The sequence below is a fragment of the Desulfovibrio sp. GTC20076 genome, from assembly GCF_055385905.1.
This window is the reverse complement of record NZ_AP039366.1, coordinates 452,795-465,901: the sequence shown is the minus strand read 5'-3', so window position 1 is coordinate 465,901 and position 13,107 is coordinate 452,795. Positions and strand designations below refer to the sequence as shown.

The window sequence follows — 13,107 nt, the reverse complement described above, 5'->3', positions numbered from 1 at the left end:
GCTTGCAAACCGGATATGGTTAGACTGCCCGGCTGTATCCGCCGCAGCTAGCCCACTTTCTCAAGCGAAACGAAGTGTTCTTGCAGCGACAGGCCGCCACCGCCCTGATCCTGCAGATCCAGCCCGCCCTTGAGGCACTTGTTGTCGGCAATGCCCTTGTCCACAGCCAGGCTCTCGCACGGCAGGTCATGGCCGAAGCCATGCACGACAAACACCGCCTCGGGGTGGATAAAGGCCGTGATCTTGATGCCTGCCTCGCCCATATTGCCGCCCCTGGCATCGAGCACCCGCACCCGGTCGCCGGGTTTTAATCCTGCCCTTTTGGCGCTGTCAGTATTGATCCACACCGTATTTTCCGGAACCTGCTCGTACAGCAGGGGATTATTGACTGTATGCCCCTGCGTGTGCACGGCCACACGCCCGAAGGTGATACGAAAGGTTCCTTCCGGCGGCGACTGGGGCGAAATGTACGGAGGCAGCATGCTGATGCCCGCATTTTCGGCAAACCCTTTGCCGTAACTTTCGCTGCTCAGTTCAACCTTGCCGGAGCCGGTGGGAAAGGCATATGTGGACTGATCAACGTACAGGGCATCGTCCGTGAGGGATATAAAGCCCTTGGCGTCAAAATCTTCTATGGTCAGCCCCGTGCCTTCAAGCTGGAAGTTCCAGACCGCCTCGGCGCTGTCAAAAACCAGACTGTCCAGGCCGAGCCGACGGGACAGACCACTGATGATCTCCCAGTCGGCACGGGTGTCATAGCGGGGCTGCACGGCCCGGCGGCGCACAAAAAACTGCGGTTTGAGACCGTTTTTGCCTGCGATGATGCTTTCTCTTTCAAGATAGGTGGACATGGGTAAAACCACATCGGCATACCAGGCCGTGTCGGACCAGGAAAACGTGGTGCTGACCAGAAGATCCAGGCCGTCCAGCTTTTTCTTGAGGGCATCGGGGTCGGGAAAACCCTGCACGGGGTCATGGCGCCAGGCCATGTAAACCTTGACCGGCGGCACACCTTCCGGGGGGCTGCTGATAGCATCAAAAGCCTTGTGCAGCAGCCCTTTGCCCGGATCAAAAGCCTTGTTCTCAAAACCAAGCCCGTCGGCTCTGGACAATTTGACAGCAGGATACAGGTCCACAAACTTCTTGAGTCCGGACTTGCCGCAGTCCTTGGGAGTCCGCCCGGGCACAATGCCGCCCTTGGCGCCCGTGCCGCCCAAAAGCGCCGTAATGACCAGCGCCGTGCGCCCCACCTGAAACGAATCGGCGTAGCGCGACGTCATCCACCCCGGATGCCAGATAACCTGGGGGGCCGCGGCAGCCAGCACGTGCGCGAGATCGGTGATGGCCCGCGGCTCGATACCGCACTCCTGCGCCGCCCACTGCGCCGTATATGGGGCCACAAAGGCGGCCAGCGCATCAAAACCCGTGGTATGAGCGCGGACATATTCCTTGTTGTACAGATTTTCGCTGATCAGGGTATTGATGACAGCCAGATTGAAGGCGTAGTCCGTACCGGGGCGGATGATATGGAACTTGTCTGCCTTGGAAGAAGTCACGTTTTGTCTGATGTCAATGACGGTAAGCTTGCATCCCTTGCGCAGAGCCTGCATGACTGTGCGCGCCTCGCCAAGATTGATGGCTTCAAAGATATTGCGCGTCTGCAGAACAATATGCTTGGCATTGGCAAAATCATACACGGTCATGCCGCGCCCCAGACCCAGCACGGCCTTGCAAGCATGATGCGCGTTAAGATCACAGGAAGGACTGTGCGAACAGACGTTGGGCGAACCAAGACCGCGCATGAATCCCCGGCTGAGGTCGCTAAAAGGCCCCTCTCGGTCAGACCAGAGAACGGTCTGCCTGCCGTACCTGTTTTGAGCTTCGGTGATTTTTTGCGCAACGTGGTCCAAAGCTTCGTCCCAGGACACGGCACGCCATTTTCCTTCGCCGCGCGCCCCCTGGCGAATAAGTGGCGACTGTGGACGCTCATTGTCTTCAAGAAGAGCTTTTCCGGCCACACCACGAGCGCATAATGCACCCTTCAGAGGGCTTTGCAGGTTGCCGTAAAGCATTTTTACAGTGTCATTACAGGTCTCAACCGTAATGGGGCAACGCGCTGAACACATGCCGCAGACACTGTGGGTAAGTTGATTACCATTCATAGAGCATCTCTCACCTGACAAAGAATGTACCATAAAGATGCTTTATAAGTCATCTTTTGCCCCTGACAACCGAACCGGCAGAATAGAAGCAGTGAGTATTTTCAACAATCAAAAAAAATGCCCTGCCGAAGGATATATTTTGCGTGAACAATACAAACTCACAATATCGCATGGTATTTTTTGATAGAGCTTACCATTAACAATTTTTTGCTCTAAATACCAGCCCCCTTGGTGAGTTTATAGAGCATTTTTATACATCAACAGCGGTATATATCTGGTAGCAATTAACTCTGAAATGAAATATATTAACAATAAATACAGCATATTGGAGATCTCGGCTTTCTAAAAACTGTGCTTAAAAAAATATGATTTACACGCTATTTTTCATTTTCGTGAACAGGCGTTCCTCGGACAAATTTTAATACCTCAATTTTTTCTGTAGATTGCATTTTTTTTGAAATGATGTTTCGCACAAGCAAACAGGCACATAGTGTTCATAATAACGGTTGCACTATTTTTAACAGTTTAAAATACAATCTAAAATTTTATTGCACAATAAATTATTTAATTTTACTATTTTTTTAAAAAATACAGTAAAAATACTATGGCTGAACAGTATAACCATTCAATATAAAATATTTTCATTGTAAAACATCAGCGCTATAACAATATTAAAAATAATTTCACAATATATAGTTATATAATATTTTTCGCATTGTTTTTTAGCACGCCAACTACAAGAAAAAAATCTGCACCAAAAAGCTGGGTAAGAATTCATTTTCTCGGCTCCAGAAGCGGGAAAATGTATTTCTTCTACAATATCAGACGATTGATGTTTTGACACCACGCGCCACGTTCGTTCAATTCTTCACCTGCCATTTCCGGATTTCTTCTGAAGCGTTATTCTCTCGAGAATATAACTCCAAAAGATTACTCCGCGCGCACAACACCGTGTACCAGCGACCAACATGATGCCCTGCCTTCGCTACAGATCCGGGTTCCCTGGCAGCGGGCGTCTGCTCGTGCGCAGTAATCAGGGAAGGTTAAAAGCGGCTCTGCTTCTTGCGGAGCCTCGGCATACGCTCCTGCCCCATCCCGATGGCATGCACAAAGCAAAAAGCCGCCTTCCGGCGGCTTTTTGCTGATCATAACAAAACGTTGTTATGTGTTCGCGCGGCCAACGCCACGCCTACTCTTTCTCTGCCTTCTTTTCTATTCCGCTTTCTTCCTTGCCCTTGGCTGCCGCGGATTTTTTAACACGCGGCGTACCCGTGCGCAGAACACGGAATTTGGTTACCGAAGGTTTGCGGTGCGTGGGAACCTGCACCAGACACTTTGTTGGGCATTTTTCTACACAGGCCGAGCAGTACACACACAAGAAGGGGTCGTAATGCCAATGCCCGGCCTTGGCGTCCACAGTAATGGCATCTGTGGGGCAAACCCTTGCGCAGCTATTGCAGAATATGCACTTCTCCACTTCATTGGTGATTACGCCCCTGTAGGCCGGAAAAGGTTCACGCTCTTCCAGCGGATACAGCCTTGTGGCAGGCTTGCCTGACAGGTTGCGCAGCACGTTCTTGAGCATATACATGGGCTACCTCTCTGTGCAGGAAATGCACGGGTCGATACTGAGCACAATAACCGGCACGTCGGGCAACTTGCAGCCCGGCAACATGTGCAGCAGGGGCGGAACGTTGGCAAAGGTGGGCGTACGCACACGCATGCGCTCCAGATACTTGGTCCCGTTGGCCCGTATGTAATAGAACAGTTCGCCCCTAGGCTGTTCCACCCGGAAAACAGCTTCGCCATCGGGGTTGCCGGGAACTTTCACCGTAAGTTCGCTTTCCGGCAGACGGTTCAGCGCTTCGCGGATAAGGTCCATGGCGTGCAGCACTTCGTAGAAACGTACCTTGGCGCGGGCATAGCAGTCGCCATCGTGTTCGACCACAGGAATGAAGTTAAGATCGTTGTAGGCGGCATAGCCGTGCATACGCTCGTCGATTTCCCAGCCGCTGCCGCGCAGGGTCGGTCCGGCGGCGCCCAGCAGCCGGGCATCGTCTTTACTGAGATAACCTATGCCGCGCGTACGCTCCTGCACGGTGTAATCGTCAAGCATGGTGGTTGTGAGCTCACGCATGCCCTTTTGCAGTTCATCAAGCCGACCGAGCATCCAGCGTATCTGGTCGGGCGCCAGGTCGCGGCGCACGCCGCCCACCACGTTGACCGACAGAATAACGCGGTTGCCTGCCGTGGCTTCGCAGATATCCATAACATGTTCGCGGATACGCCAGAACTGCTGGAACACGCTTTCGAAGCCAAAGGCATCGGCAAAAAGACCGAGCCAGAGAAGATGCGAATGGATGCGGTGCAGTTCTGACCAGATAACCCGCAGAAACTGGGCACGCGGCGGAGCCGTGATGCCCATCATATTTTCAAGGGCGTTGCAATAGCAGTTGGCGTGGATGCAGGAGCAGATGCCGCAGATGCGCTCCACCACAAAGACCATCTGGTTGTAGTCCTTTGTGCGCACGAGGCTTTCAAGCCCACGGTGCACAAAACCAAGCTGCGGGATAGCCCCGACAACGGTTTCGTCCTCCACCACAAACTTGATGTGCAGCGGCTCGGGCAGCACGGGGTGCTGCGGCCCGAAAGGAATGACTGTGGTGCGGTTGCTCATGCCTGATCTCCTTTGGCGGGCTCTGCCTTGGCAGACGCGGCGGGACGCCGGACGGTCGTCATGGTGAAGTACGGGGCGTGGGTCACTTCGCCTTCCAGATACATGCCGCCCTGATAGTCCAGCGGCAGACCGGCAAAACGCACACCAAATTGGTCCTGGGTCTCGTTTTCAATCAGTACCGCGCAAAAGTATATGGAGCTGATGCTCGGGATGGGCATGTTCCTGTCTACATCCATACGCAGATGCACCATGCCTTTGGCGTCCGTTGGCGACCACACGCACATTTCGGGATTATGCCGCAGGTCGGACATGGTGAGGTTTTCATCAAAATGGTAGAACAGTCGCAGGGTATTTTCATCAACCACTGTCTGCGACATGGTGACAAACCGGCATTTGGCGTTAGCCAGGCGCTGCACTTCAGCAAGCAGCGTATCGGGCGTCACGTCTTTGGCTTCAAAAAACATGGCTTTATCCTTTCCGGGCTAACCCGCGTTTTGCAATGACTTGTCGTCTTCAGAAGCGGGTGCTTCCTCGTCCCTGGCGCCAGCAGGCGTTCCATCTTCGTCGCCGGGCATGAAGGTGGCCTGGGGCACAGGTCCCATGCCCATTTTGGCCTTGAGCACTCCAAGAGCTTCCACAACGCCATCAATGATGGCTTCGGGTTTGGGCGGGCAGCCCGGCACGAACACGTCAACAGGGATGACGTTATGTGCGCCGTTAAGCACATTGTAAGTATCTTTGAAAACGCCGCCGGAAAGGTTGCAGGCACCGAGCGAAATGACGGCCTTGGGAGAAGGCATCTGCTCGTAGATCTGCTTGAGCACGTGGCGGTTGCGGTGATTTACCGTGCCGGTCACCAGCAATACGTCCGCATGCTTGGGGTTGCCCGCATTGACCACGCCGAACCGCTCAACATCATACATGGGCGTCAGGCAGGCCAAAACCTCGATATCGCAACCGTTGCAGGAGCCGCAGTCAAAATGGACAATCCATGGCGACTTGAGCCGGCTCCGCTTTATCATTTTGTCTACAAAACCCATATGCCTGCCTCCTTACGCCACGTACAGCCATAAAAGATTAACCAGGGCCAGCCCCATGCCGAGCAACAGGGATTTCTTCTGCACCATCCACTGCCAGGTAAGCCGGGCGGTGATGTTGTCGATGAGGATTTCTGTAAACAGCGAAGCCGCCACCAGCGTGGCCATGCCAATGACGCTGGTGTGCCAGAACATGGCGCACAAACCGAGAATAAGCACAAGGTCAAGCCAGTGGGCCAGCTCAATGATGCCCAGGTAAGGACCGGAATATTCCGTCTGCACACCCTTTACCAGTTCCTGATGGCCATGATGGCTGGCAGAAATATCAAAGGGCGACTTGCGCAGCTTGATGGTCAGGGCGTAGCCCAGCGCCAGAAACAGCAGGGGCATCTTGAGCAGCAGGGGCTGGTCCTGGGCAAACACGGCCTCAATGGAAAAAGATCCCGTGCACATGGCAAAGCCGACAAAAACCAAAATCAGTATGGGTTCATAGGCCAGCATGAGCAGAAGCTCGCGCTGCGCGCCCACGTTGCTGTAGGGCGAAGGAACACACAGGGCGCCCACCACCTGAAAAACAGCACCCACCGTAAGCACAAAGAAAAGCAGCAGCAGGTCGCCACCCATAAAGAATATGAGCAGTGCCAAAGCCGAGGAGATAAGCGTCATATAGGCGCTGAATACAAGCCAGGCATTGGTTACGCTGGCTTCTTTACCGAAAAGCTTGAAGACATCGTAAAAAGGCTGAAGCAGGGGCGGCCCCAGGCGCGATTGCAGCCGCGCCGTGAGACGGCGGTCAACCCCGGTAAGCAGGCCCCCCACCAGGGGCGACAATATCAATCCGCCGACAGCACTGAGGATGGACAGCATTAGAGCAGACCTCCTACCAGGACGATGAGAAAGGCCGTGGATATAATATCAATGGCCCGTGTTATAGTGCCTTCGCCAAAGTACTGGGTCAGGTAAAAGTTGGACAGACGCACGGGTTCAAAGGCATTCATGGGGCCCTTGAAACCGATCTGCCCCGCCTGTTCCTGCGTCAGTCCCGAGAAATAGGGCTGGGCATGCGCCGAGTTTGAAACCTTTCTGGCGGCCTTCCAGGCAATCCAGGCCCCCAGGCCAAGCAGGATGAAGAGCAGGTAAATCCAGAAATAGCCCGCCCCACCTGTAAGCGATGCGCCAGGTATGAAGCCTTCGGTCTTGAGACCAAGGCGGGCGTATACGCCAGCCACAGAAGGCTCGACAAATGTTTCCAGTACCAGAGGCGAAATGAAGGAGAACACCACGGCAAGCCCGCAGAGCGAACGCAGGGCAAACATGACCGTGGCCTTGGGGTTGCCGTGAGGGGGCCGGTCATGCAGGTTGGCCGAAGATACGAGTATGCCTGCCCACCGCGCCCAGAACAGCACAGTAAAGGCCGAGCCGAGGGCAATGAAGAAAATGATGGGCGTCATGGCCTGGGTGGCACGGGCAATGGCCTCAATTGCCATCCACTTGCCTATGAGCATGCCGAAAGGCGGCAGCATCATGGTGAAGATGCCTATGGCCGTAATAATGGCCGTGCGGGGCATCTTGCTGTACAGGCCGCGCATGTCTTCAATATCTCTGGAGCCGATGCGCTGTTCAATGGCGCCCACGCACATGAAGAGCAGGCCCTTGGAGACCGAGTGGTAGATGATGATGGTGGTGGCCGCCATCATGGATGCCGCCGTATTTATGCCAACGCAGGCGATGATAAGCCCCAGGTTGGCAATGGTTGAGTATGCCAGGATCTTTTTGGCATTACTTTGGCTGACCGCCAGAATGCATGTCCCCACAAAGGTGAACGCGCCGAAGAGCGCCACAATGGTGGACATGGTGGTGTCAGCGAAGGCCGGGGCCATGCGCAGCAGCAGGTATGTGCCCGCCTTGACCATGGTGGCCGAGTGCAGCAGGGCCGAAACCGGGGTGGGAGCAACCATGGCACCGCACAGCCAGCTTTCAAAGGGAACCTGCGCCGACTTGGTAAAGGCCGCCAGGCAAAAAAAGGCAAACGGCAGCAGCATGGCCGTGGTTTTCACGTCCATGGCCGTCATCTTGTGCAATACAACTTCAGTGGACAGTGTGCCAAGGCTCTTCTGAATGAAAAGCATGGCAGAAACAAAGGCAAGACCGCCAAGAACGTTCATCCACAATGCACGGTAGGCGTTGGCATTGGCTTCCTGTGTCTGATCATGGCTGATCAGCAGGTAGGAACACAGGGTCGTGACTTCCCAGAAAAAGAACATCCACGAAAGATTGTTTGAAAGCACAAGCCCGTTCATCGCCCCGAGAAAGCAGAAAATAATGGCGAAAAACCGCGGTTTGCGAGAAACCCGCAGGTGCAGGTGCTCTTCATGAATATCCATATAGCCCAGGCCGTAAATGGTGATCAGGCCACCCACCACGGTGATTATGATAACCATGATGAGCGACAGGCCATCGGGCGCAAAGGCAGTAATGGGGGCGGAACCGTCCGCCAGAACAAACTTGAGGTAAAGCAACCCAATCAATTGCAGCACAGTCATGCCCATGACCGTGCGGCTGCCCAGCTTCCAGCCCAAGCCCAAAATATAGAGCAGCAGCAAAAGATCCAGCAAGCTGAACAGGCTGTCCAGCGGAAGGCCCATGAAAGTTTCGGCCTCAAGTCGGAACGTTCCGTGAGCACCCATAATCACGGCAGCCAGAGCCATCACCGCAACCGCTGCAGGCACGAGAAGCTTGCGGGTGCGGTCAAGCTGTGTGAAATACAGAACAAGCGCCACAGCAAATGGCAGCGCCACACAGCAAAAAACAAGTGTATTCATAATTTTTGCCCCACTATATTGTGAGCTGTGAAAAACTTCACCCTGTGGTAATCCCCTCACAACATAAAATTAATATGTTTCCTCCTTGCCTTTCCAATGCAATAAACACCTACTAGAGTTAAACGAACTCAATTTTTGCGTCAATAAGAAAGAAAAATACACCATTCATTGAGTAAACAGTCTATAACAACACGCCATATATACATTGTCATTTTTTCTATATATTTTATTTATAATTAATAATGTAAAATATAATTATTTTTCATATTGCCAAATAAATTCAAAATTTAGCGATAATGATACGTGTATTAGAGAAAAATATACTCTGCATAAATATATTTCTGTGTTCATTTTTTATACTATTTTTTTATATATAATTTATATTTTCCTCTGATCACAAAAATATCATTACCTATGGATAGACATGCAACACTTTGCTCCTGCAATGCGCCATGCGGCACATACCGAGGAGCCGGCGGCATGTGCCGCATAGGCGCTAGACAGCAGTTGGCAAGAAGAAAAAGAGCAATTCTAAAAAATTGCGCAAATAGACTTGAAAAATATGATAAATTTCAGAAAATGGCAGGAGGGCCAGGGAGTGCCATTTTTGCCACTTGCCAAATAATAGATTAGGGTATTAGATACAAAGCATCATTCTATCAAAAGGCATGGTATGTACAGAAGCCAACAGCAAACAAAAAAAATCTACGCCATTGCCTTCCTTGTGAGCGGCATTTTTCTTGTTTGCAGCTTGATTCTATTACGCAATGCCACATGGCAAATAGAACAGACAAGCATACTTCATCTCTATGAAACAACCAGCCAGCTACGTGTACTCTTGCAACGAAAGTTGACACAGAACTTTCAGGCGCTCCGCGGACTGTCTACTGCCGTAGTGTACATGCCACAACAAGAAACATCTGCATTGTTCAAAGAGTTGAACAGCAACAGAAGCTTCATACGGATAGGCATGGCTGATACCTCCGGCATGGCAGCCATGATGGACAGAAGCGGCCCCTCGCCCCAGCATACGGATTTCTCGGATGAAGATTTTTTTCGCAACGCCCTTGCCGGACGGGCGTTTTTTTCGTCTCCTCGCAAGGACCCTCACGGGCCGGGGCAGGTGATCTACTGCGCTGTTCCCGTGGAACAGGAAGGCGGTGTCATCGGCGTGCTGGTCGGTGTCATCAGGGCAGAAAACCTGCTGGACATCCTGGACGAACCGCTCTTCAATGCCAACGGATTTGCGGGCATAATCGATGCCAACGGGCATTTTGTGCTGTGCTCTGGCACGAATTCCACCGGCACGGCGGCCAGTATCTTTACCCTCGGGCAAATAGACAGGGAAGATCTTGATGCGGTACGCGCCGACCTTGGCGGCAACCGCAGAAACTATTTTCTTTATAAAACAGGTGACAAGCAGCACCTGGCAGCCTTTGACCCCATTACCCATAACGGCTGGTTTCTTTTCTGCTCGGCCCCGCTCAATGACCTGGCGCTGGTTCCCCGCCCCCTTTTATATGGAGGAGGCGTGACAATCATTCTGGCCCTGCTCGTTTTTCTGCTCCTTGCCTGGCGTGTACATTGCCAGAATGCAGACAAAGACCGCCAACTGCAAACCATGGCGCTTACCACCCTTCTGACCGACGCTCTCGTCAATCACAGCTTCCGCCTGGAAGGCACTGCCCTGCTGCACAACAACCCGGACATTACATTCGCCATCTGGTTGGCGGACATCAAAAACTTCAATTTTTACAGCAAAATGCTCGGCAAAGAAGCCGGAAACAGCGAACTGCGACGCATCGCCCGCATGCTGAAAGGCTGGCCGCAAGGCCCGCTTACCAGACGTTACCACATTGTTGGCAACACATTCGCGGGCATTCTTCCTTTCGCAAACTGTCAGGATCTGGCAGAAAGGTTTTCTGATGCCGCGCAAGAGGTAGAGCACGGCGCATACCGCTTTTCACAGGTTTTTCCTCTCCGCCTGTACGCTGGTGTGTACACTACGGATATGGTTGAAGAAAAAGATCTCACTTTTATGGACATGCTCAACAGGGCGGGCATCGCCATGCAGGTGGCAAAAACCTTTGAAGCAAGCACCCTGCGTTTTTACTCCGAAGAAATCTGCGAAGAAGCACTGCATCTCGATCGCTGAGTACTGCCTGAAAAGCACTGCCCGTCTCTTTTTGCCATGGCAGGCTACGGCCCCGCAATCGCCTGCCATGGACAAAAATCCCTTGCCCCTGTAGGGCTTTCGTGCTATGGAACGACTTTGTTTCAAAATTTTGCCGGTAACGGCTGCGGTATTCAGGCAGTGCCTGCCGCCGGGCATATTCGCAATCCGGCGGCTTCCTTTCATTCTTCCCCTGCAACAGAGGCAAAAGCAATGCCCATCGCCATTCCGCGCTCTGGCGCTGATGACAGACCCATTGTTCCTGATGTTCACATCAGCGACCTTTCAAAGCTGGTCATCCGACCCGCCACGGTAGCGGACGTACACGGCATGTCGGCGCTTATCAACCAGTATGCTTCCGCCAACGTCATGCTGGCACGGGGACCGCAATACCTGTACCAGCACATTCAGGACTATATGGTCGCGACCGCTCCGGCCGTAAACGACGGGCACGACGTCATAGTGGCCTGCGGAGCCGTGCACGTCCTGTGGGCAGACCTCGGCGAAATACGCTCCGTGGCCGTTCATCCATCCTGCCAGGGGCAGGGCTTCGGCAAGCGCCTCGTATCCATGCTGGTAAACCGTTGCCGCAGCCTGGCGCTGCCGCGAGTGTTTGTCTTCACTCTTGTGCCTGATTTTTTCGCCAGATGCGGATTTACCGAATTTAACAAGGACGACATGCCCCCCAGCGTCTGGGTGGAATGCAGCAAATGCCCCAAGTTTTATTGCTGTGACGAAATCGCGATGATGTTGCACCTTTGACCGTCTGCGCCGCCACAAGCGGCGCAATGGCGGCCAGCCCAACGTGCTCAAGCACAACCCGCCCGCGCCCCGGCGCGGATGGCAGGACCCACTACCTCAAAGGCGAAACAGCGCATGAACAGACTACAACACAGAGACTTTCTGAAAGAAATCGATTTCACGCCGGAAGACCTCACCTACCTGCTGGACCTGGCTGCCAATCTCAAACAGGCCAAAAAATCCCGCCGGGAACCCGAGTTTCTGAAGGGCAGGAACATTGTTATTCTTTTTGAAAAAGACTCCACCCGTACCCGCTGTTCTTTTGAGGTGGCCGCCTATGATCAGGGCGCGCGCGTGACCTACCTTGGACCTTCCGGTTCACAAATGGGCAAAAAAGAATCCCTGGCCGATACTGCCCGTGTGCTTTCCCGCTTTTATGACGGCATTGAATATCGCGGCTTCGGACAGGAAAGGGTCGAGGCGCTGGCCGAGCATGCCTCGGTACCGGTATGGAACGGCCTGACCAATGAATGGCATCCCACCCAATTCCTGGCAGACATGCTCACCATGCGCGAATGCTGCTCCAAGCCCCTGAACAGGCAAACCCTGGCCTATATGGGTGATGCCCGCTATAACATGGGCAATTCTCTTATGATCGGCTCCGCCCTTCTGGGGCTGGATTTTCGTTCTGTGGCACCAAGGGCGCTGTGGACAGCGGACGAAGTTTACGAGATGGCCTGCCACATCGCCTCCGGCACTGGCGCGCGCATCAGCCGCACCGAAAACGTGGTGGAAGGCGTACAGGGCTGCGACTTCATTTCTACAGACGTCTGGGTATCCATGGGCGAACCCGATGACGTGTGGAAAGAACGCATTGAACTGCTCACGCCCTATCGTGTAACGGGCGACACCATGCGGCAGACCGGCAATGACGACTGCAAGTTCTTGCATTGCCTGCCAAGTTTTCATAACCGTGACACAAGCATGGGCGAAGAGATTTTCCAGCGCTTCGGCATAGAATGCATGGAAGTCAACGACGAGGTTTTCGAGTCACCACGCAATGTGGCCTTTGAAGAAGCCGAAAATCGCCTTCACACCATCAAGGCGGTCATGGTCGCCACATTGGCCGAAAGCCCGCTTGTTTTCAACGTATAGTCTGAAAAAGCTGGAAGAAACAGGGCGGCACAAATAGACCGAACCACACATCCCACAGGGGGCATACCTCGTCCGCCTTGCTACGCAAGGTGCCTGCAGGATGTAATGCCATAGCATGCCCCGCGCCTCTGGCGTTAACGGGGATTAACATGTTGACGTTAAAAGGCGTTCTCCCTATAGTGATGCGCCATAACGCCGACGGCCGCGTCAGGCATGCGCCCGTAGCTCAGATGGACAGAGCAGGAGCCTTCTAAGCTCTTGGCCGGGGGTTCGAATCCTCCCGGGCGCGCCAGAAAAATCAAGCCCTTGCGACAGCACCGTTGTAAGGGCTTTTACTTCG

Annotated in this window: 10 protein-coding genes and 1 tRNA gene; 4 read left to right on the top strand and 7 right to left on the bottom strand. The window is 53.4% G+C overall.

Going from position 1 to position 13,107, the window contains the following annotated elements:
• Positions 1-47: 47 nt before the first annotated feature.
• The 7 genes from ACZ495_RS02100 to ACZ495_RS02070 all read right to left on the bottom strand — a co-directional run bounded on the left by ACZ495_RS02100 (position 48) and on the right by ACZ495_RS02070 (position 8,698).
• Positions 48-2,162 (bottom strand): molybdopterin-dependent oxidoreductase, encoded by a 2,115-nt coding sequence (locus ACZ495_RS02100; RefSeq protein WP_464262538.1) that lies wholly within the window; start codon positions 2,160-2,162, stop codon positions 48-50.
• A gap of 1,189 nt (positions 2,163-3,351) precedes the next feature.
• A complete protein-coding gene (locus tag ACZ495_RS02095) occupies positions 3,352-3,753 on the bottom strand; it encodes a 4Fe-4S binding protein (RefSeq protein ID WP_012625291.1) in 402 nt (133 codons plus the stop codon).
• A gap of 3 nt (positions 3,754-3,756) precedes the next feature.
• Positions 3,757-4,839 carry a hydrogenase large subunit gene (locus tag ACZ495_RS02090; RefSeq protein WP_012625292.1) on the bottom strand — a complete coding sequence of 361 codons (1,083 nt, stop codon included), beginning with the start codon at positions 4,837-4,839 and terminating at the stop codon, positions 3,757-3,759.
• Entirely contained in the window at positions 4,836-5,303 is a 468-nt protein-coding gene (locus ACZ495_RS02085) for an NADH-quinone oxidoreductase subunit C (RefSeq protein ID WP_012625293.1), read from the bottom strand. The genes ACZ495_RS02090 and ACZ495_RS02085 overlap by 4 nt, the downstream gene beginning before the upstream one ends.
• 18 nt (positions 5,304-5,321) lie before the next feature.
• Positions 5,322-5,879: an NADH-quinone oxidoreductase subunit B family protein gene (locus ACZ495_RS02080; RefSeq protein WP_291440951.1), complete on the bottom strand. Its 558-nt coding sequence runs from the start codon at positions 5,877-5,879 to the stop codon at positions 5,322-5,324.
• A gap of 12 nt (positions 5,880-5,891) precedes the next feature.
• A complete protein-coding gene (locus ACZ495_RS02075) occupies positions 5,892-6,743 on the bottom strand; it encodes a respiratory chain complex I subunit 1 family protein (protein WP_012625295.1) in 852 nt (283 codons plus the stop codon).
• Complete coding sequence (locus ACZ495_RS02070) at positions 6,743-8,698, bottom strand: NADH-quinone oxidoreductase subunit 5 family protein (RefSeq protein ID WP_012625296.1); 1,956 nt, start codon at positions 8,696-8,698, stop codon at positions 6,743-6,745. The genes ACZ495_RS02075 and ACZ495_RS02070 overlap by 1 nt, the downstream gene beginning before the upstream one ends.
• A 673-nt stretch (positions 8,699-9,371) precedes the next feature.
• Between ACZ495_RS02070 and ACZ495_RS02065 the strand changes: the two genes are divergently transcribed.
• The 4 genes from ACZ495_RS02065 to ACZ495_RS02050 all read left to right on the top strand — a co-directional run bounded on the left by ACZ495_RS02065 (position 9,372) and on the right by ACZ495_RS02050 (position 13,059).
• Positions 9,372-10,853 carry a sensor domain-containing diguanylate cyclase gene (locus tag ACZ495_RS02065; RefSeq protein ID WP_012625297.1) on the top strand — a complete coding sequence of 494 codons (1,482 nt, stop codon included), beginning with the start codon at positions 9,372-9,374 and terminating at the stop codon, positions 10,851-10,853.
• Between the two features lie 231 nt (positions 10,854-11,084).
• Positions 11,085-11,633: an N-acetyltransferase gene (locus tag ACZ495_RS02060; protein ID WP_012625298.1), complete on the top strand. Its 549-nt coding sequence runs from the start codon at positions 11,085-11,087 to the stop codon at positions 11,631-11,633.
• A gap of 114 nt (positions 11,634-11,747) precedes the next feature.
• Positions 11,748-12,767, top strand: coding sequence for an ornithine carbamoyltransferase (gene argF / locus ACZ495_RS02055; protein WP_296986434.1), 1,020 nt, complete (start codon positions 11,748-11,750; stop codon positions 12,765-12,767).
• Between the two features lie 215 nt (positions 12,768-12,982).
• Positions 12,983-13,059, top strand: a tRNA-Arg gene (locus tag ACZ495_RS02050).
• Positions 13,060-13,107: the final 48 nt, after the last annotated feature.